The sequence below is a fragment of the Comamonas sp. C11 genome, assembly GCF_024496285.1.
In the GTDB taxonomy this organism is placed as follows: Bacteria; Pseudomonadota; Gammaproteobacteria; order Burkholderiales; family Burkholderiaceae_C; genus Comamonas; species Comamonas testosteroni_F.
Genome location: NZ_CP101743.1, coordinates 2090084 through 2106349 on the forward strand (window position 1 = coordinate 2090084; position 16266 = coordinate 2106349).

Genomic DNA, 16266 nt, shown 5'->3' on the forward strand with positions numbered 1-16266 from the left:
AGAAACCTCATGACAAGATGCGGCCATGGGGCTGCGTGGCACTTTACGCTTGTGGCAGGTGGTGCCGGTGACTCAGGATTGGCGTTCGGGGGCGGTTTGCTCCAGATCAAGCAACTGGGCCAGCGTGTTGGCGTTGCTGAAGGCCTGCTCGTCTCCGGGGCGGTCAAATACGGCCTGGGCGCTGCGATGCTGGCCGGTCCAGGCGTCTATCTTGCGGCCGCCGCCGGTGATGAAGCGCTCAAGGCTGGAGGCGAGCCCTGCCCGCAGCAGGCAGAACACAGGCTGGGCGCGCAGTTGCGGCGGCAGCCCTGGCTGGGCATGCTCGGTATCCCAGCCGTGAGCGATGACGATATCGGCATCGCCACGCGACGCCAGCATTCGCGCAGCCAGATCGAGGGGCAGCAGCGGCGTATCACAGGGCACGCACAGCAGCCATGGCGTGCGGCAATGCGCGAGTCCGGCCATGAAGCCCGCCAACGGGCCGGGGTAGTCGGGCAGGCTGTCGGCGCAGACCTCGGCAGCCAGTGGCTGACCCAGCTCGGCGTAAGCCTCTGTATTGCGATTGGCATTGATGAGCAAGGGGCCGACCTGCGGAGCCAGGCGCTGCAATGCATGCAGTGCCAGTGGCAAGCCTTGAAAGCTTTGCAGGCCCTTGTCCACCCCGCCCATGCGCACACCGCGTCCTCCAGCCAGCACGCAACCGGTGATCTGTTCGGGGGCGATGCGTGAGTCAGCCACCGATATAGCTCATCTCGATGCGCCGACCTTGCCGCACCGGCGCCACATCGGGGGGCATTTCGCTGCGCATTTGCGAGTACCGATCATCGCGCTGCTGCCAGATGGGGGCAATGGCGGCTGCAATCTCGGCATCGCTGGCACCGGTGCGCAGCAGGCTGCGCAAGTCCCAGCCCTGGCTGGCGAACAGGCACAGATAGAGCTGGCCCTCGGTGGACAGGCGTGCACGGTTGCAGTCGCCGCAGAAGGCGTGGGTCACACTGCTGATGACGCCCACCTCGCCCAGTTGCGGATCATGTCGGCCGCTGGCATCGGCATAGCCCCAGCGCACGGCGGTCTCGCCCGGGGCGCTGGGGGCCAGCGGGATCAGCGACAGCTCGGCGCGCAGACGGGCTATGACCTCATCCGAGGGCAGTACCTCGTCCATGCGCCAGCCGTTGGTGGCTCCCACGTCCATGTATTCGATGAATCGCAGCGTGATGCCCGTGCCGCGGAAGTAGCGGGCCATGGGCAGGATCTGGTCGTCATTGGTGCCGCGCTTGACCACCATGTTCACCTTGATGTGCGACAGGCCCGCAGTCTGTGCAGCCTCGATGCCGGCCAGCACATCGGTCACGGGGAAGTCCACATCGTTCATGTGCCGGAACACGGCATCGTCCAGTCCATCGAGGCTGACGGTCACGCGGTTCAGACCGGCGTCCTTCAGGGCGCGTGCCTTGCGCGCCAGCAGCGAGGCGTTGGTTGTCAGTGTCAGGTCCAGCGGCTGGCCATCGGGCGTGCGCAGCTCGGCCAACTGGGCAATCAGGGCTTCGATGTTCTTGCGCAGCAGCGGCTCGCCGCCGGTCAGGCGCAGCTTGCGCACGCCATGGGCGACAAAGAGCCTGGCCAGGCGCGTAATTTCCTCGAAGCTCAACAGCGAGCTGTGGGGCAGATATTGGTAGTTCTTGTCAAAAACTTCCTTGGGCATGCAGTAGTTGCAGCGGAAGTTGCAGCGGTCGGTGACGCTGATGCGAAGGTCGCGCAAAGGCCGTCCCCATTGATCCTGCAGCAACCCGGTAGGGGCTTGCAGGGGGCTGGGGACGATTGCGTTGCGGGTCGCCGCACGTTCATCGACCAAAGGGATCACACGTTCTGCCATGGGCTCGATTGTGCCGCAAGCGCGAAGTCCGGGCCGGCTGCGGGCTTGTTGTGGCTTATCAAATTTGATAGCTGTTAGCGCTTGATGGTATTGCGGATCAGTCTTTTATAGTGGTTTCCGCGGGTTGCTGAGCGAGCGGCTTCCAGCCTTTGAACTCGGGGTAGAACTCGGCCACGCCGGGGCCGTTGAAGTCCCAGCCCAGGCACTGGCCCAGATGGCGTGGCGGCAGGCCCGAGCCATTGGGGCCGAACTGGTTGAGCACGGTGTGAAAAGCGGGCGTTGCCATATTGAACAGCAGCTCGCGCAGATGCGTGCAGCCCACCACCCCGCCCAGATTGTCGGCAATGGCACGGCGCCAGCCGCGGGCTATGCAGCAGCCCACCATCTTCTGCATGGACTTTGTGGCCTGGGGGCAGTGGCCCAGGGGGTGCTCGTCCATGGCGGCCTCTATGCCGTGCACCACCATGTCGGCATCGATGGTCAGGCGGATCCACATATGGTGAATCGGCTTGCCTGCCGGCACTTTGCGGCGGCCGTGCAGCTCGATGTCATAGGTTTTCTGGTCGATAAGCTCGGCTTCCACGTCCCACATGCCGTCATCGCGGGCATAGCCCCGGTATTTGACGTCGCGCATATTGATGGGGGCTGGCTTGCGGCTGGCACTGGGAGACAGGGGCATGGGGTATCCGTTGTTATGGCGGGCGACAACGACGCCATGTCGGAACTCGGCTGGGTCGCCCGCGATGATCTTGAGCCGGGTCTGGTGCATCAGACCCGGTTTCATTATCAAAGAGATAGCAGTCTTGTCCAGCACCAAGCGGACAGCGGGGCGGGACGGGGGACCCCGAGCCAGGCTGGCAGCGCTTAGCTGCTCGTGGGTATTTCCCCGGTGAGTGCGGCTGCCTTGAGTGCGGCCAGGTCGAGAACTTCCAGCTTGCCGCGGCGCAGTTGCAGCCAGCCGGCCTGCTGCAGCTCCTGCAGGATCTGGTTGGTAGTCTGGCGTGACAGGCCCAGCATGCGTGCAATCTGCTCCTGCGAGACGGCCAGCTCGCGGTGGGTGCGCATGCGGTCGGCCCATTGCTCGTGGCCCATGGCCATTTGCACCAGACGGCACATCACGCGCTGCGGTGCCGGCAGCACGGTCTGCTCCTCCAACGCGATCAGGCTGGCACGCAGCTTGTGGGTCAGCAGCAGGGCCATGTGGCGCCAGCAATGCGGGTTGGCATCCAGCCATTCGCGCAGCGGCGGTATAGGGATATGCAGCAGGGCGCAGGCGGTGTTGGCGCAGGCGTCGTTGGTGCGGGGCTCGCCATCGAAGAGGGCGATCTCGCCCAGCCAGCTCGGCGGCTCGATCAAGGTCAGCAAGGCCGTGCGGGTGTTTTCCTGAAGTGCTGCCGTGCCGGAGATGCTGAGCGAGCCCCTGGCCACCGCATACAGGCCGCAGGGGGCATCGCCGCGGCGAAACAGCCATTCGCCGGCGGCCAGCAGCCTTGGCTGGGCCAGTTGCTGCATCTGGGCGGTCAATTCCGGCGGCAGTGAGCGGAACCAGCGGCCGGCCTGCACGATGGCCCAGAGATCATTGGAGTTGACATGCTCGAAGCTGCCGCGATTGCGTGCAGTGGGCACTGAGGCCAGTACAGGCCTGGGTGAGGGGTTTAGCGCTTGTGTCGGTGGCATGACAGACGGCAAGGTTGATGCTGCGCCACCATGCTCTGACAAGCGACCAGGAGATACAGCGATGAAAACCCTAATCGATCAACTGTCGAACTACGCCGACTACCACCGCGACCCGCGCAATATCGTCACGCACTACATCGGTGTGCCCATGATCATGCAGGCGGTGGTGATTCTGCTGGCCAGGCTGCAATGGGGAGCGCTTGGCGGTATGCCGATCTCTCTGGCCCTTCTGGCAGCGGTTGCTGCAGCAGTGTATTACTGGCGGCTCGACGGGCGCTACGGCCTGTTCATGAGCGTGTTGCTGGCCGCCATGCTGGCGCTGGCGACTCCTGTCGCCGCGCAGCCCATGGGGAGCTGGCTGGCCTGGGGGCTGGGCCTTTTTGTGCTGGGCTGGGTGATCCAGTTCGTCGGTCACTACTGGGAAGGACGCAAGCCCGCTTTTCTTGACGATGTGATGGGTCTGCTGATAGGCCCGCTGTTTGTGGTGGCCGAGCTGGGTTTTGCTCTGGGGCTGCGCAAGGAGGTGCAGGCGGCGGTGGAGCAGCGCAGCGGTCCCGTGCGTCGCCGGCATCCGGTGAGCGCCTGAAATGCTCTCGTTCTGAGAGCTAAGTCGGCTATGTGCATATTGGTTTGAGTGAATTTTCATGGGTGTCGCGGCCGGCGGCGCCTGGCGGTAATACACAACTGCGCGTGCATCTTTCAAATATGTAATGCCTGCGTTAGGGTCATGCGCCTAAAATCGCGGGCTGACCCTCAGGTGCCGATGCTTTGTTGGCTCTGGCGGGCTTTTTGTATTACTTCTCCCAACCATCATGTCTCTGAACAATGTGACCCCCGGCTCCAAGACGCCTGAAGTCTTCAACGTCGTCATCGAAATCTCGGCCAACTCGGCTCCCGTGAAGTACGAAGTGGACAAGGAAACCGGCTGCCTGTTCGTGGACCGTTTCATGGGCACAGCCATGCACTACCCCGTGAACTACGGCTATGTGCCCAAGACCCTGGCTGGCGACGGCGACCCCGTGGACGTGCTGGTGATGACTCCCTTCCCCCTGCCCAGCGGTGTGGTCGTGCCCTGCCGTGCCATCGGCATCCTGGAGATGGAAGACGAGTCCGGCATCGACGGCAAGGTTCTGGCTGTGCCCACACAGAAGCTGCTGCCTTCCTACGACAAGATCAACCACCTCAGCGACATCCATGAGCTGACCCTGCAGCAGATCGCTCATTTCTTCGAGCACTACAAGGATCTGGAAAAGGGCAAGTGGGTCAAGGTTCTGGGCTGGAAGGGCGTGGACGTGGCACACAAGGAAATCGTGGACGGTATCGCCAACTACAAGGGCTGATCCAAACTAGTAAAGGGTCTCTAACCTTTACTTGCAGAGAAGCTTCGCAATCTGTATATATACAATTTGAAACGCACCTGGCGGATCTCGCTTGGTGCGTTTTTTTTATGGCCTGCATCGATAGATACGAGGGGGAGCGCATGAGTTGGAAGATTTCGGACTGGCGCGTGGGGACCAAGTTGGGCGTCAGCTTTACGGCGCTGGTGTTTTTCTCCGCATTGCTCGGCCTGGTGGCCTGGTTGCAGCTATCGAGCATTCATGCAGCGGGCCGTGAGGTTTCCGAAGTGGCGCTGCCCAGCGTCTACAACGCAGCCTCCATGCGCTCCGAGTACAACCGGCTGCGACGCCATGAGGCGGGCATCGCCACCGCTCGCACGCTGGTCGAGATCGAAGGCTACGAGCAGCAGATCCTGCAGCGCCTGAAAACCATCGCCGAGCAGGAAAAAGTGGTCAACGACCTGATTGCCAGCCAGCCGCTGCGCGAGGCCTACGAGGGCTATCAGGCCAACAAGGCGAATTTCCTGAAGCTGCACGAGCAACTGCTGGCGCGTGCTCGCGACGGCGACTACAACACCGTGGACAGCCAGGCCGGCATGGCCGACGAGCTGGGGCTGTTTTTTGCCGGGTTGTCCGAGCAGGCCTTCAGCCAGCTGGCGGAAAGCACGGGCAAGCTGATGACGCTGCAGCTCGAGAATGCGGCCCAGGCCCAGAAGGCCGAAAAGTCCAGTTTCGAGCTGGCCCGCTACTGGCTGCTCGGTACGCTGGCGCTGGTGGTGCTGTTTGCCGCCGTGGTCGGCATTGCGATGACACGTGCCATCACGGCTCCCGTGGCCACGGCAGTTGAGTTGGCGCAGGCCGTGGCTGCCGGCAGGCTGGGCATGGTGGTGAAGAACCAGCGCCGCGATGAAATGGGCTTGCTGCTCAATGCGCTGGAAGACATGCGTCGGCAACTGTCCTCCGTGGTTCAGGATGTGCGCGGCAATGCCCATGGCGTGGCCCTGGCGTCCAGTGAAATCGCCCAGGGCAATGCGGATCTTTCGGCACGCACCGAAAGCCAGGCCAGTGCCCTGGAGCAAACGGCGGCCTCCATGGAGCAGCTGGGTTCGACCGTGCGCCAGAACGCCGACAACGCCCAGACAGCCAATCAAATGGCAAAGAATGCCTCCGATGTCGCGGGTCGCGGCGGGGATGTGGTTGCCCAGGTGGTGGACACCATGAAGGGCATCAACGACAGCAGTCGCCAGATCGCCGACATCATCGGGGTCATCGACTCGATTGCCTTCCAGACCAATATCCTGGCCCTGAATGCGGCCGTGGAAGCGGCACGTGCCGGCGAGCAAGGCCGTGGCTTTGCCGTGGTGGCGGGCGAGGTGCGCACGCTGGCCCAGCGCAGCGCCGAGGCGGCTAAGGAAATCAAGCAGCTCATCCATGCCAGCGTGGAGCGCGTGGAGCAAGGTTCGCAACTGGTGGACAAGGCCGGCGCCACCATGGCCGAGATCGTGACGGCCATCGGCCGCGTGACGGACATCATGGGCGAGATCAGCGCAGCCAGCCGTGAGCAGAGCCAGGGCGTTGCTCAGGTGGGCGAAGCCGTCACCCAGATGGATCAGACCACGCAGCAGAATGCGGCCCTGGTGGAGCAGAGCGCGGCAGCCGCCGACTCTTTGCAGCGCCAGGCCAAGGCACTGGTCGATTCGGTGGCGATTTTTCAGTTGGGCAATCAGGCCCAGAGCTTTGCCACTGCGGCGCTGAACAATCGGGTCGAGCCGGCTGCAAAGGCCGGCATGAGCGCTGGCTCGAGGGCTGCAGCGTTAGTCGATCAAGGCCAGCGCAAGCCTGTGCCAGCGTCGGTCAAAACGGCTCAGCCCGCTTTGACCAATGATCAGGATTGGGAACAGTTCTGAGGCATTGCCGGTTTCAACGACTTCCGACTCAAAACCCCGATAGCGAATGCTGTCGGGGTTTTTTTACAAGCTTTCTTGAAACTGTCTTGATATTGATCAAGAAGAGGGGTGGCTTGATGCTTTTTCAGGGCTATGTAGGTTGCTATGGCATCGAGAATCTCGGCTGTCACTGGTCGGTAACCCTTAGTAACTCGAGTGCAACGTAAGTGACTGCCTACATGACTGTAAGCTCTTGAAGATAGGCAAGGAATATGAAACTGGAAACAATTGATAACATATGAGCTGCTATCAAGGACCATTCCATCTCTGGTATGCCATTCAGGGAGATATTTTCCGATCGAACAGAAAAATTGAATTCTTGTGCTTCGTGGGTATGGATTCAAAAGAAGTATTTATAAAAACTAATTGGTAATAGAGGGAGGTGCAATCAATGAAAAGCATCAAAATCTCCACGCGGATTCTCGGCACGTTCGGGGTTCTGGTCTTGCTGCTGGTCGTGGTGGTCGCCATGGCATTGCTGCAGCTGCGCTCCATGCGCTCCAGTGCTGAAACCATCACCGGCAATGCCCTGCCCAGTGTGGAAGTGATCAATACACTCAATACTGATCTGGCGCGCACCCGCCTGCTCGAGTTGCGGCATGTCAACAATGACGAGCCTGGCTATATGGCTCAGGTGGAAGCTCAATTCGAGCAATTGCAGAAACACCTGGCGGAGGCAAAAAAGCTCTATGAACCTTTGATTGTCACTGCCGAGGAGCGCGAGCTGTACACGCAGTTCCTGCGCGAACGGGAGCGTTACGTCGAATTGAACAAGCAACTGTTCGAAATTTCGCGTCGAGGCGATAAAGAGCAGGCCAAGCAATTGCTGGGAGGCGAATCTCTCAAGCTCTATGACCAGTCTTCGGTGACCCTGCAAAAGCTGATCAAGTTCAACAGCGATGTGGCAAGGGGCGAGACTCTGGCTTCGGAGAGAGTTTACGACCGGGCCGTGAGCATGCTTGCCCTGGCTGCCTTGATGGCGGTGCTGGTGGCTGCAGGGGCAGGCATCTGGCTGGTGCGTTCCATCCGTGCGCCGCTGGAGCAGGCGGTGCAGGCCGCGGACCGTGTGGCCAATGGGGATCTGAGCGGCGTCATCCGCGTGGAGCGAGAGGACGAAACAGGCCGCTTGCTCAGCGCCCTGGAGCGTATGCAAAGCAGTCTGGTGCAGACCGTGCGCTCGGTACGCCAGAACGCGGAAGGCGTGGCCTCGGCCAGTTCGCAGATTGCCTCGGGCAATGCTGATCTCTCCGGTCGCACCGAGGAGCAGGCCAGTGCGCTGGAGGAAACCGCCGCCTCCATGGAGCAGCTGGGCTCTACTGTGCGCCAGAACGCCGACAACGCCCGTGCCGCCAATCAAATGGCGGTAAATGCTTCCCAGGTGGCAGCGCAGGGTGGTGCCGTGGTGGCCGAAGTGGTGGAAACCATGAAGGGCATCAACAACAGCAGCCAGCAGATTGCCGACATCATCACCGTCATCGACTCCATCGCCTTCCAGACCAATATCCTGGCGCTGAATGCGGCCGTGGAAGCGGCGCGCGCCGGCGAGCAGGGCCGTGGTTTTGCCGTGGTGGCGGGCGAGGTGCGTACCCTTGCCCAGCGCAGCGCCGAGGCCGCCAAGGAAATCAAGGCCTTGATCAGCACCAGCGTGCAGCGGGTGGAGCAGGGCACGCAGCTGGTGGACAAGGCCGGTGCCACCATGGCCGACATCGTGTCGGCGATCAGCCGGGTGACGGATCTGATGGCCGAGATCAGTGCCGCCAGCCAGGAGCAGAGCCAGGGCGTGGCCCAGGTTGGCGAGGCGGTGACGCAGATGGATCAGACGACGCAGCAAAACGCGGCGCTGGTGGAGGAAAGTGCCGCCGCCGCCGGTGCGCTGCGCAAGCAGGCGCAGGATCTGGTTCAGGCTGTGGCCGTCTTCCAGCTGCCTGCCAGTGCGCTTCATGACCAGGCCCCCAAGGCTGCCGCCCCGGCGCGTCAGGCGCCTGTCCGTCGTGTGGCCGCCCGTCCTGCCACCATGCCGGCAGCCCCGCGCTCATTGATGGGAGGGGCTGTTGCTGGCGAATCCGCTGCTGCCCGTAATGCGCAAAAGTCCTCGCTGGATGAGGATGACTGGGAAACCTTCTGAATGTCTCCTGGAGTCTGAGCTTCAAGGCCGCTGCAAAGCGGCCTTTTTTGTCTCCGCCTTCAGGCCTTGCGCAGCGGACTATGGGCTTGCAGCTCTTCCACATATTGGGCCATGCCTTCGCTCTCGCGCTGCAAGAAGCGCTCGATGGCATCGGCAAAAGCGGGATGGGCCACCCAGTGGGCGCTCGGTGTCTCCACGGGCAGCAGCGCGCGGGCCATCTTGTGCTCGCCCTGGGCGCCGCCTTCGAAGCGGGCGAAGCCGTTGGCGATGCACCATTCGATGGGCTGGTAGTAGCAGGCTTCGAAATGCAGGCTGCCGATCCGCTCCAGAGCGCCCCAGTAGCGGCCATAGGCGACCTTGTTATTGATAGCTGCTTGCGCTTGTCTGCCGTCAAAAAACAATGGATCTGAATATGAAATCGTTGACTGCAATGCGTTAATAGCTATCAAACTTGAGGCTATGGGCTGTCCGTTGCGTTCGGCGATGAACATCACCCAGTTCTCGGGCATGGCCGAGGCCATGGCCGCAAAGAACTCCGGTGTCAGATACGGCGGGTTGCCATGTTCCAGGTAGGTGCGCTCGTAGCAGCGGTAGAAGAAGGACCAGTCCTGCGCACCGATGTCGCTACCTTGCATGGCTTTGAAGCTCACGCCAGCTTCGCGTATCTTGCGCCGCTCCTGGCGGATTTTCTTGCGCTTTTCCTGGTTCAGCGAGCCCAGAAAGTCGTCGAAGTCCTTCCAGCGGGACGGTGTCGCCGCAGTGCCGGCGCAGGTCTGCATGCTGGTGGGCAGAGTGCCGCCCGCAGCGGGGGGCGCGGGCGGCGTGTTCGTCCAGTGAAACTGCACCGTGCTGCGCTGCATCCAGCCGGCTGCGGCGCAGGCGGCAAGATCGTCGGCATCGCCAAACAGCAGGTGCAGCGATGACAGCTGCTGCTCGGCTGCCCAGGCCTGGACGGCATGCACCAGCGCCACGCGCAGCGCCTGGGTGCGTGCCAGAAGGCGGGAGCCTGGCACGGGCGTGAAGGGGACGGCCAGCAATCCCTTGGGGTAGTAAGGCAGGCCATGCTGCTGATAGGCGCGCGCCCAGGCCCAGTCAAACACGTATTCGCCGTAGGAGTGGGTCTTGATATAGAGGGGGCAGGCAGCCAGCAGCTCATCGCCGTCCCAGACGGTGATGACCCGGGCGATCCAGCCGGTATCGGGCGTGGCGCTGCCGCTTTGCTCCATGGCTGCCAGGTATTCGTGGCGCATGAAGGGCGTGGGCGTGGATTGAGAGGCCAGCAGCACATTCCAGGTTTGTGCGTCCAGCTGCTGCACGCTGGCAAGCACGCGAGTGATAATCTTGTTTTCGGCCATGCCCTGATTGTCGCGGGGGCTGGTGGCCTCACCGCCTAGCTTGCTTTTCATGACGCTTTCCATTTGCTGTGCCCAACGCAATTTTGTTGTGGGAGACCTCTCTGGCAATGTCCAGAAAATCATCGCCGCTGCTGCTGAAGCTTATGCCAACGGTGCTCGCCTGCTGCTCACGCCCGAGCTTGCCCTGTGTGGCTACGCGGCTGAGGACCTGTATCTGCGTCCGGCATTTTTGGAAGCCTGCGATGCGGCTCTGCAGCAGTTGCAGCAAGCCAGTGCCCAATGGCCGGGGCTGGCGCTGGTCATCGGTCACCCGCAGCGCGATGAGCAAGGTGAGAGACTGTTCAACGCCGCCAGCGTGCTGCGCGACGGCCAGCGGATTGCGCGCTATTACAAGCAGCTGCTGCCCAATTTTGGCGTGTTCGACGAACAGCGCTACTTTGCGGCCGGTGAAGAGAGCTGTGTCTTCGAGCTGGACGGCATCCAGGTCGGACTGCTGATTTGCGAAGACGCCTGGCATGCCGGCCCTGCGCGGGCGGCCGTGGCCGCCGGCGCCCAGTTGCTGGCCGTCATCAATGCCTCGCCGTTCCATGGCGGGAAGCCCTCCGAGCGCGAGGCGGTGATTGCGCAGCGCGCCATGGAAAATGCGGTTCCCCTTGTGTATGCCCATCTGGTAGGCGGCCAGGATGAAGTCGTGTTCGACGGCTGCTCGTTTGCGGTCGACGCCAGCGGTCAGGTGTCGGCTCGCGCGGCAGCTTTCGAGGAAGAGCTGCCCATGGTGGCTGCGCATGCGGGCGATGGCGGCGTGACGCTGATGGGCGAAGTCAGGCCTCTGCCGGGCCACCATCAGGCGCTCTGGTCTGCGCTGGTGCTGTCCGTGCGCGACTATGTGGGCAAGAACCGTTTCCCGGGCGCACTTATCGGCCTGTCGGGAGGCATGGACTCGGCCCTGGTACTGGCCATCGCCGTGGACGCGCTGGGTGCGGACAAGGTGCGCACGGTCATGATGCCTTCGCCCTATACGGCCGATATCAGCTGGCTTGATGCGCGCGAGATGTCCGAGCGCGTGGGCGTGGAGCATGAGGAGATCGATATCGCTCCGCAGTTCGAAGCCTTCAAGGCCGCGCTGGCAAGCACTTTTGCCGGACGCGCCGAAGACACGACCGAGGAAAATCTGCAGGCACGCATTCGCGGTACCCTGCTGATGGCCATGAGCAACAAGTTTGGCTCCATCGTGCTGACCACAGGCAACAAGAGCGAGATGTCCACCGGCTATTGCACGCTGTACGGCGACATGGCCGGCGGTTTTGCCGTCATCAAGGATGTGTTCAAGACCGAGGTGTTTGCGCTGGCACGCTGGCGCAATGCCAACGATCCCTTCGGCACGGGGCTCGATCCCATCCCCGAGCGCATCATCACGCGTCCGCCCAGTGCTGAGTTGCGCCCCGATCAGAAGGATCAGGACAGCCTGCCGGACTACGAGGTGCTGGATGCCATCGTGTCCCGCTACATGGAAAACAACGAGAGCATAAGCTCCATCGTCGCCGAGGGCTTTGCGCCTGCGGATGTGGAGCGGGTCACGCGTCTGATACAAATCAATGAGTACAAGCGTCGCCAGGCGCCGGTCGGTCCACGTCTGACGATGCGTAGCTTCGGCAAGGACTGGCGCTATCCCATCACCAACAAATTTCGCGCCTGAGGTTCTGCCTCCGGTGTTTTGCCGATTTCAATCAATTGAGGAACCAGCCCCATGAAAATGATTACTGCCGTCATCAAGCCCTTCAAGCTCGAGGAAGTGCGCGAGGCCCTGGCCGAGTGTGGGGTGAACGGTCTGACCGTGACCGAAGTCAAGGGTTTTGGCCGCCAGAAAGGCCACACCGAGCTCTATCGTGGCGCCGAGTATGTGGTGGATTTTCTGCCCAAGGTGAAGATCGAAGTCGTGGTGCGAGATGAAGACGTGGACCGCTGCGTGGATGCAGTCGTCAATGTCGCGCGCACCGGCAAGATTGGTGACGGCAAGATCTTCATCACCCCCGTGGAGCGGGTGGTGCGCATCCGCACGGGCGAGTTGGACGACACTGCTGTCTAAGTCGCCATGTCGCGCCCCGGTCATGCGCCCCAGTCAGAAAGCCAGACCTTGTGTCTGGCTTTTTTCATGGCCCGGGGGGTGGGTGTGCGCACTGCCTGCAGGCCGGCGAACGTCGCCCTGCAGAGAGTTTTCAGGGCTTAGATCACCGAGCGCAGAGGCGGTGTATCCAGCTGGCTGCCGGCATTCTGGACGAGATTTTGCAGCAGGGCAGAGGTGTCGCTGCCGCTTTCGACCAGGCCCATCTGCCACTCGCCCATGAAGCCGTTGCCCACGCAGGACTGAAGAAACTGCAGCATGGCGTCGTAATAGCCATCCACATTGAGAATGCCGACGGGCTTGTCGTGGTAGCCCAGTTGGCGCCAGGTCCAGACTTCGAACAGCTCTTCAAACGTGCCGATGCCGCCGGGCAGGGCCACGAAGGCATCGCTGCGCTCGGCCATCATGGCCTTGCGCTCGTGCATGTTCTTGACGATGTGCAGCTCGTCGCAGGCCTGGTTGGCCAGTTCCTTGTCGACCAGTGCCTGAGGGATGATGCCGACTACACGGCCGCCAGCTTGTTGCGTGGCTTCGGCCACCACGCCCATCAGGCCGCTGCGTCCACCGCCATAGACCAGCTGGCCGCCGCGCGAGCCTATCCATTGGCCCACGGCCTTGGCGACTTCGGTGAATTGAGGGTTGGTGCCGGGGCGTGAGCCGCAGTACACGCAAATGGAAAAAGCGGGTTGAGTCATACGATGAAACGGTGATAGAGAGCGGCAGCCCAGACGGCTCCGCAAAGGCACAGGGCCAGAAATACAGCGGCGCTGCCCATGTCCTTGGCTTTCTTGGACAGCTCGTGCCATTCGGGGCCGATACGGTCTATGGCTGCCTCTATGCCGGTATTGAGCAATTCCACAATGAGAACCAGTATGACGGTGCCGGCCAGCAGCGCTGTCTGCTCCCAGCCCTGGCCCAGCCAGAGCGCCAGAGGAAGCATGACAGCAGCACAGATTGCTTCTTGCTGAAATGCTTTTTCATGCCAGCCGGCCTTGAGGCCAGCCAGTGAGTAGCCGCCGGCATGCAGCACCCGGGACAGTCCGGTACGGCTTTTTTGCGGGTTGACGGGGTCGGGTGAGGAGGTGCTCATGGAGAGATCGGGTCAGCGGATGCGTTTGGGAGTTGGGGGCTGATGCACCAGCTGGGTGCCGGCCCAGGCGTCGTGCCAGAACTGCTTTCTGGGGTGAAAGCGGCTCAGCAGCGCCCAGATCAGAATCCAGCCCATGAGCAGCACCAGCACCTCCAGTGGCGGCAGGCCCAGCGGGTAGAGCAGGGCCAGCGGTGGCAGCCACCACATCCAGCTGGCTGCGTAGCGCAGCAGGGCGCGGGTTTGCGTCAAGGGGCGACCTTGTGTATCGACCACGCGGATATGCCAGGTCTTCATGGCCAGCGTCTGGCCCTTGCTCCAGAACCAGACAAAGTAAATCCCCAGCACCACCAGCATGAAGGCCTGCAGCAGATGCCGATTGTCGAGTGCATTGCGCGTCTGAGACAACGTGCCGAACAAATAGCCGGCGATGAACACCACGCCAAACAAAAGCATGCCCTCGTAGAGCCAGCAAGCCATGCGGCGACGCAGGCTTGGTGCTATGAAGTCAGGACTGGTTGAGGGTGCTGCACTGCCTTCGCGGATCGGGGTGTCTTGCTGCATGAGGGAATTGTAGGGTCCAGGTCAGCAGGCTTGAAACTCGGCTTGCCGCATCGGCACTGTCATTGGTGCGAGTCTTGACCTGGCGCATCCAGCGGAGGCAGGGTGATCGGGGTGGCGCGAGGAATGTCCACGGGAGCCGTCTCCACAATCACCGAGGGCGTACGGATGGGGTGCGTCTCCACCATGGCTGGGGTTGCGGGCACGGGCGGTGGTGGGTGATGAATGGTCGCGGGCGGAATCTTGGGCAGATTGGGGACGGTATTGGGGGAGGCCGTGGCAGCAGGAATGCGCGCCAGCTTCTTGGAGGGCACAGGCTTGATGGCCGGTGCGGCGCTTACCACCTTGGGGGTGGCGCGGGCGGCCAGCAGTCGCTTTTCTTCATCGCTCAGAGCCTGGTAGGCCTCCCACTGGGCCTGCTTGTCTGTCGCGAGCTTGTTGGTAATGGCGAAGTTCAGGCGAGCCTGGTTGCGCTGGGCGGCACTCAGGCCGGACCAGGCTTCCATGCGGTCATGAAGTTTTTGCTGTTCGTGCTCGCTGAGTTTGTCAAAGCCATCCGCCAGGGCAATCCAGCGGCGCTTCTGTACCGAGCCGATCATGGCCCAGCGCTCTTGCAGCGGCTGCAGAATCTCGCGCTGGTGGCTGCTGAGTTCGCCCCAGCGTGGACCCGAAGCCTGTGCCGATGCTCTCTGGCGCGTGGACGGGTCTGCATGCATGGATCTGGATGCAGCTACCGTGGCGGGGGGGACGGAGCTGGGTGCCAGCCTGACTTGCTGCACGACATTCCATCCTGTCCAGCTCAAGGCCACCAACAACAGCGCCGCCATGATGGCGGCGGTGATGTCGGGTTTCAGGAGGGAGCGCTTCTCAGTGGGCATCAAGGCAGAGGTGGCAGGCTGTTTAGTGTTCTGATGGGGTGGCTGCCGAGGTCTTGAGGTACTGGATGAAGCCAGGGTCAGAGTAGGCAGCAGGAGGCAGATCATCGGTCAGCAAGGCGGTATCGACCTCGGTGACTTCGCTCAGCATACTTTGTTCGGTGTCGGAGTTGTAGATTACCAGGCCCGCAATGAGTGCAAAAACGGGGATGGCCGAGACCAGGGTGCGCCACCAGCCGTTACCCTCGTCGGGGCTGCCCAGTGTCAGGGTACTGCCCTGGGCAGATGTCGCGGTACTAGTCTGAACGAGCAGTACAGACGCTTCGCGGCGGCGTATGGACACGGCTTGCTCACGGGAGGCGCGCAGACGTTCGGTGACTTCATACGGGAGCAAGGCTTCACCCTCACTCAGTCGGGCAGTGATTTGACGGGCGATACGGTCGACGGCCTGTTCTTGCCGGAGGGTGGGCACGGATTTCATAACTCGATTCCTTTGGCCTTGAGTGCCTTGCTCAATGTTTGGATGGCGCGAAAGCAATGGGTTTTGACGCTGCCTTCTGAGCAACCCATGGCGGCAGCGGTCTCCGCGACATCCATCTCTTCCCAGTAACGCATGAGAAAGGCCTCGCGTTGACGCGCAGGCAGCTCCTGTATCTCTTTTTCTATGCTTTGCAGTGTCTGCTTGCGTTCGGTTAGGCTCTCGGCATTGCTGGCGGCCGATTCGTCGCTGTTGGTGGCATAGGTTTCCAGCCAGTCGAAGTCGCTGTCTGAGTCTACGGAGGACTCCAGGTCGCTGAAGTGGGTGAAGACGGCTTTCTGGGTCTTCTGGCGGCGAAACCAGTCCAGGGTGCTGTTCGACAGGATGCGCTGGAACAGCATGGGCAGTTCATTGACCGGTTTGTCCCCATAGTGCTGGGCCAGTTTGAGCATGCTGTCCTGCACGATATCCAGGGCGGCCTCCTCGTCGCGGACGTGGAAAACGCTGCGTTTGAAGGCGCGCTTTTCAACGTCTTTGAGGAATGCAGACAGTTCTTGTTCTGTGGCCAAGAGAGAGTAACCCTGGAGAAAGCGGGAGTTAGGTAGTGGCGAAAGCGGCAGATTATCGCATCCGATGATGTTTTTTTGTGTACTGCATTTGAAGGTCTTGTTGCAGTGCGATAATGATCTTCAACTTAAAGAAGCAAACGGATCACGGTCCGGCGTACACACAAACGTCCATGGCATGTGGTCTTAAGTCCTAAACCGGCCTCACAAGGGCTTCAGGCTAAGGGCACCGAAGGTTTTTCGTTAGAGAAATTCACAAAGGTT

The 16266-nt window shown here is 61.7% G+C and carries 17 protein-coding genes; 6 read left to right on the forward strand and 11 right to left on the reverse strand.

All coding sequences use genetic code 11. The features are described from left to right. Positions 1-72: 72 nt before the first annotated feature. The 4 genes from mobA to NOX35_RS09610 form a co-directional block, all read right to left on the reverse strand. On the reverse strand, positions 73-738 hold the full coding sequence (gene mobA / locus NOX35_RS09595) for a molybdenum cofactor guanylyltransferase MobA (RefSeq protein WP_256496474.1): 666 nt from the start codon (positions 736-738) through the stop codon (positions 73-75). Further along, positions 731-1873, reverse strand: coding sequence for a GTP 3',8-cyclase MoaA (moaA, locus tag NOX35_RS09600; protein WP_256496475.1), 1143 nt, complete (start codon positions 1871-1873; stop codon positions 731-733). Before moaA ends, mobA begins: the two co-directional genes overlap by 8 nt. 97 nt (positions 1874-1970) lie before the next feature. Then, entirely contained in the window at positions 1971-2657 is a 687-nt protein-coding gene (locus NOX35_RS09605) for a DUF2889 domain-containing protein (RefSeq protein WP_256496907.1), read from the reverse strand. Between the two features lie 80 nt (positions 2658-2737). Further along, positions 2738-3550, reverse strand: coding sequence for a Crp/Fnr family transcriptional regulator (locus NOX35_RS09610; RefSeq protein WP_256496476.1), 813 nt, complete (start codon positions 3548-3550; stop codon positions 2738-2740). 61 nt (positions 3551-3611) lie between these two features. Here NOX35_RS09610 and NOX35_RS09615 point away from each other — a divergent pair, with 61 nt between their 5' ends. The 4 genes from NOX35_RS09615 (at position 3612) to NOX35_RS09630 (ending at position 8958) form a co-directional block, all read left to right on the forward strand. Next, complete coding sequence (locus NOX35_RS09615; RefSeq protein WP_256496477.1) at positions 3612-4136, forward strand: DUF962 domain-containing protein; 525 nt, start codon at positions 3612-3614, stop codon at positions 4134-4136. Between the two features lie 226 nt (positions 4137-4362). Next, entirely contained in the window at positions 4363-4890 is a 528-nt protein-coding gene (ppa, locus tag NOX35_RS09620; protein ID WP_182286454.1) for an inorganic diphosphatase, read from the forward strand. Between the two features lie 140 nt (positions 4891-5030). Beyond that, on the forward strand, positions 5031-6794 hold the full coding sequence (locus tag NOX35_RS09625) for a methyl-accepting chemotaxis protein (protein ID WP_256496478.1): 1764 nt from the start codon (positions 5031-5033) through the stop codon (positions 6792-6794). A gap of 430 nt (positions 6795-7224) precedes the next feature. Beyond that, positions 7225-8958 (forward strand): methyl-accepting chemotaxis protein, encoded by a 1734-nt coding sequence (locus tag NOX35_RS09630; protein ID WP_256496479.1) that lies wholly within the window; start codon positions 7225-7227, stop codon positions 8956-8958. Positions 8959-9017: 59 nt separating this feature from the next. On the opposite strand, the gene NOX35_RS09635 is transcribed toward NOX35_RS09630, so the two are convergent. Further along, positions 9018-10364, reverse strand: coding sequence for a GNAT family N-acetyltransferase (locus NOX35_RS09635; RefSeq protein ID WP_182286457.1), 1347 nt, complete (start codon positions 10362-10364; stop codon positions 9018-9020). Between NOX35_RS09635 and NOX35_RS09640 the strand changes: the two genes are divergently transcribed. Continuing rightward, positions 10363-12009 (forward strand): NAD+ synthase, encoded by a 1647-nt coding sequence (locus NOX35_RS09640; RefSeq protein ID WP_256496480.1) that lies wholly within the window; start codon positions 10363-10365, stop codon positions 12007-12009. The genes NOX35_RS09635 and NOX35_RS09640 overlap by 2 nt on opposite strands. Positions 12010-12060: 51 nt before the next feature. Beyond that, positions 12061-12399, forward strand: a complete 339-nt coding sequence (locus NOX35_RS09645) for a P-II family nitrogen regulator (RefSeq protein WP_003056652.1) — start codon at positions 12061-12063, stop codon at positions 12397-12399. Between the two features lie 137 nt (positions 12400-12536). Here the strand turns inward: NOX35_RS09645 and NOX35_RS09650 are convergent, their stop codons facing one another. From NOX35_RS09650 to NOX35_RS09675, 6 genes are read right to left on the reverse strand one after another with little or no spacing between them, the layout of a single operon-like run. After that, positions 12537-13130, reverse strand: coding sequence for a TIGR00730 family Rossman fold protein (locus NOX35_RS09650; protein WP_182286459.1), 594 nt, complete (start codon positions 13128-13130; stop codon positions 12537-12539). Continuing rightward, positions 13127-13525, reverse strand: a complete 399-nt coding sequence (locus NOX35_RS09655; RefSeq protein WP_182286460.1) for a diacylglycerol kinase — start codon at positions 13523-13525, stop codon at positions 13127-13129. Before NOX35_RS09655 ends, NOX35_RS09650 begins: the two co-directional genes overlap by 4 nt. A gap of 12 nt (positions 13526-13537) precedes the next feature. Further along, positions 13538-14086 (reverse strand): RDD family protein, encoded by a 549-nt coding sequence (locus NOX35_RS09660; RefSeq protein WP_256496481.1) that lies wholly within the window; start codon positions 14084-14086, stop codon positions 13538-13540. A gap of 59 nt (positions 14087-14145) precedes the next feature. Beyond that, positions 14146-14961 carry a DUF3106 domain-containing protein gene (locus NOX35_RS09665; RefSeq protein ID WP_256496482.1) on the reverse strand — a complete coding sequence of 272 codons (816 nt, stop codon included), beginning with the start codon at positions 14959-14961 and terminating at the stop codon, positions 14146-14148. A gap of 22 nt (positions 14962-14983) precedes the next feature. After that, positions 14984-15439 carry a DUF3619 family protein gene (locus tag NOX35_RS09670; RefSeq protein WP_182286463.1) on the reverse strand — a complete coding sequence of 152 codons (456 nt, stop codon included), beginning with the start codon at positions 15437-15439 and terminating at the stop codon, positions 14984-14986. Next, on the reverse strand, positions 15436-16005 hold the full coding sequence (locus tag NOX35_RS09675; RefSeq protein WP_182286464.1) for an RNA polymerase sigma factor: 570 nt from the start codon (positions 16003-16005) through the stop codon (positions 15436-15438). Before NOX35_RS09675 ends, NOX35_RS09670 begins: the two co-directional genes overlap by 4 nt. Positions 16006-16266: the final 261 nt, after the last annotated feature.

What these genes read in the sequence shown, in the direction of transcription:
- NOX35_RS09610 (WP_256496476.1), bottom strand. Translation starts at nt 3,550, where the DNA reads ATGCCACCGACACAAGCGCTAAACCCCTCACCCAGGCCTGTACTGGCC.
- NOX35_RS09655 (WP_182286460.1), bottom strand. Translation starts at nt 13,525, where the DNA reads ATGAGCACCTCCTCACCCGACCCCGTCAACCCGCAAAAAAGCCGTACC.
- NOX35_RS09645 (WP_003056652.1), top strand. Translation starts at nt 12,061, where the DNA reads ATGAAAATGATTACTGCCGTCATCAAGCCCTTCAAGCTCGAGGAAGTG.
- moaA (WP_256496475.1), bottom strand. Translation starts at nt 1,873, where the DNA reads ATGGCAGAACGTGTGATCCCTTTGGTCGATGAACGTGCGGCGACCCGC.
- NOX35_RS09605 (WP_256496907.1), bottom strand. Translation starts at nt 2,657, where the DNA reads ATGAAACCGGGTCTGATGCACCAGACCCGGCTCAAGATCATCGCGGGC.
- NOX35_RS09650 (WP_182286459.1), bottom strand. Translation starts at nt 13,130, where the DNA reads ATGACTCAACCCGCTTTTTCCATTTGCGTGTACTGCGGCTCACGCCCC.
- NOX35_RS09625 (WP_256496478.1), top strand. Translation starts at nt 5,031, where the DNA reads ATGAGTTGGAAGATTTCGGACTGGCGCGTGGGGACCAAGTTGGGCGTC.
- NOX35_RS09665 (WP_256496482.1), bottom strand. Translation starts at nt 14,961, where the DNA reads ATGCCCACTGAGAAGCGCTCCCTCCTGAAACCCGACATCACCGCCGCC.
- NOX35_RS09630 (WP_256496479.1), top strand. Translation starts at nt 7,225, where the DNA reads ATGAAAAGCATCAAAATCTCCACGCGGATTCTCGGCACGTTCGGGGTT.
- NOX35_RS09635 (WP_182286457.1), bottom strand. Translation starts at nt 10,364, where the DNA reads ATGAAAAGCAAGCTAGGCGGTGAGGCCACCAGCCCCCGCGACAATCAG.
- ppa (WP_182286454.1), top strand. Translation starts at nt 4,363, where the DNA reads ATGTCTCTGAACAATGTGACCCCCGGCTCCAAGACGCCTGAAGTCTTC.
- NOX35_RS09670 (WP_182286463.1), bottom strand. Translation starts at nt 15,439, where the DNA reads ATGAAATCCGTGCCCACCCTCCGGCAAGAACAGGCCGTCGACCGTATC.
- NOX35_RS09640 (WP_256496480.1), top strand. Translation starts at nt 10,363, where the DNA reads ATGACGCTTTCCATTTGCTGTGCCCAACGCAATTTTGTTGTGGGAGAC.
- NOX35_RS09660 (WP_256496481.1), bottom strand. Translation starts at nt 14,086, where the DNA reads ATGCAGCAAGACACCCCGATCCGCGAAGGCAGTGCAGCACCCTCAACC.
- NOX35_RS09615 (WP_256496477.1), top strand. Translation starts at nt 3,612, where the DNA reads ATGAAAACCCTAATCGATCAACTGTCGAACTACGCCGACTACCACCGC.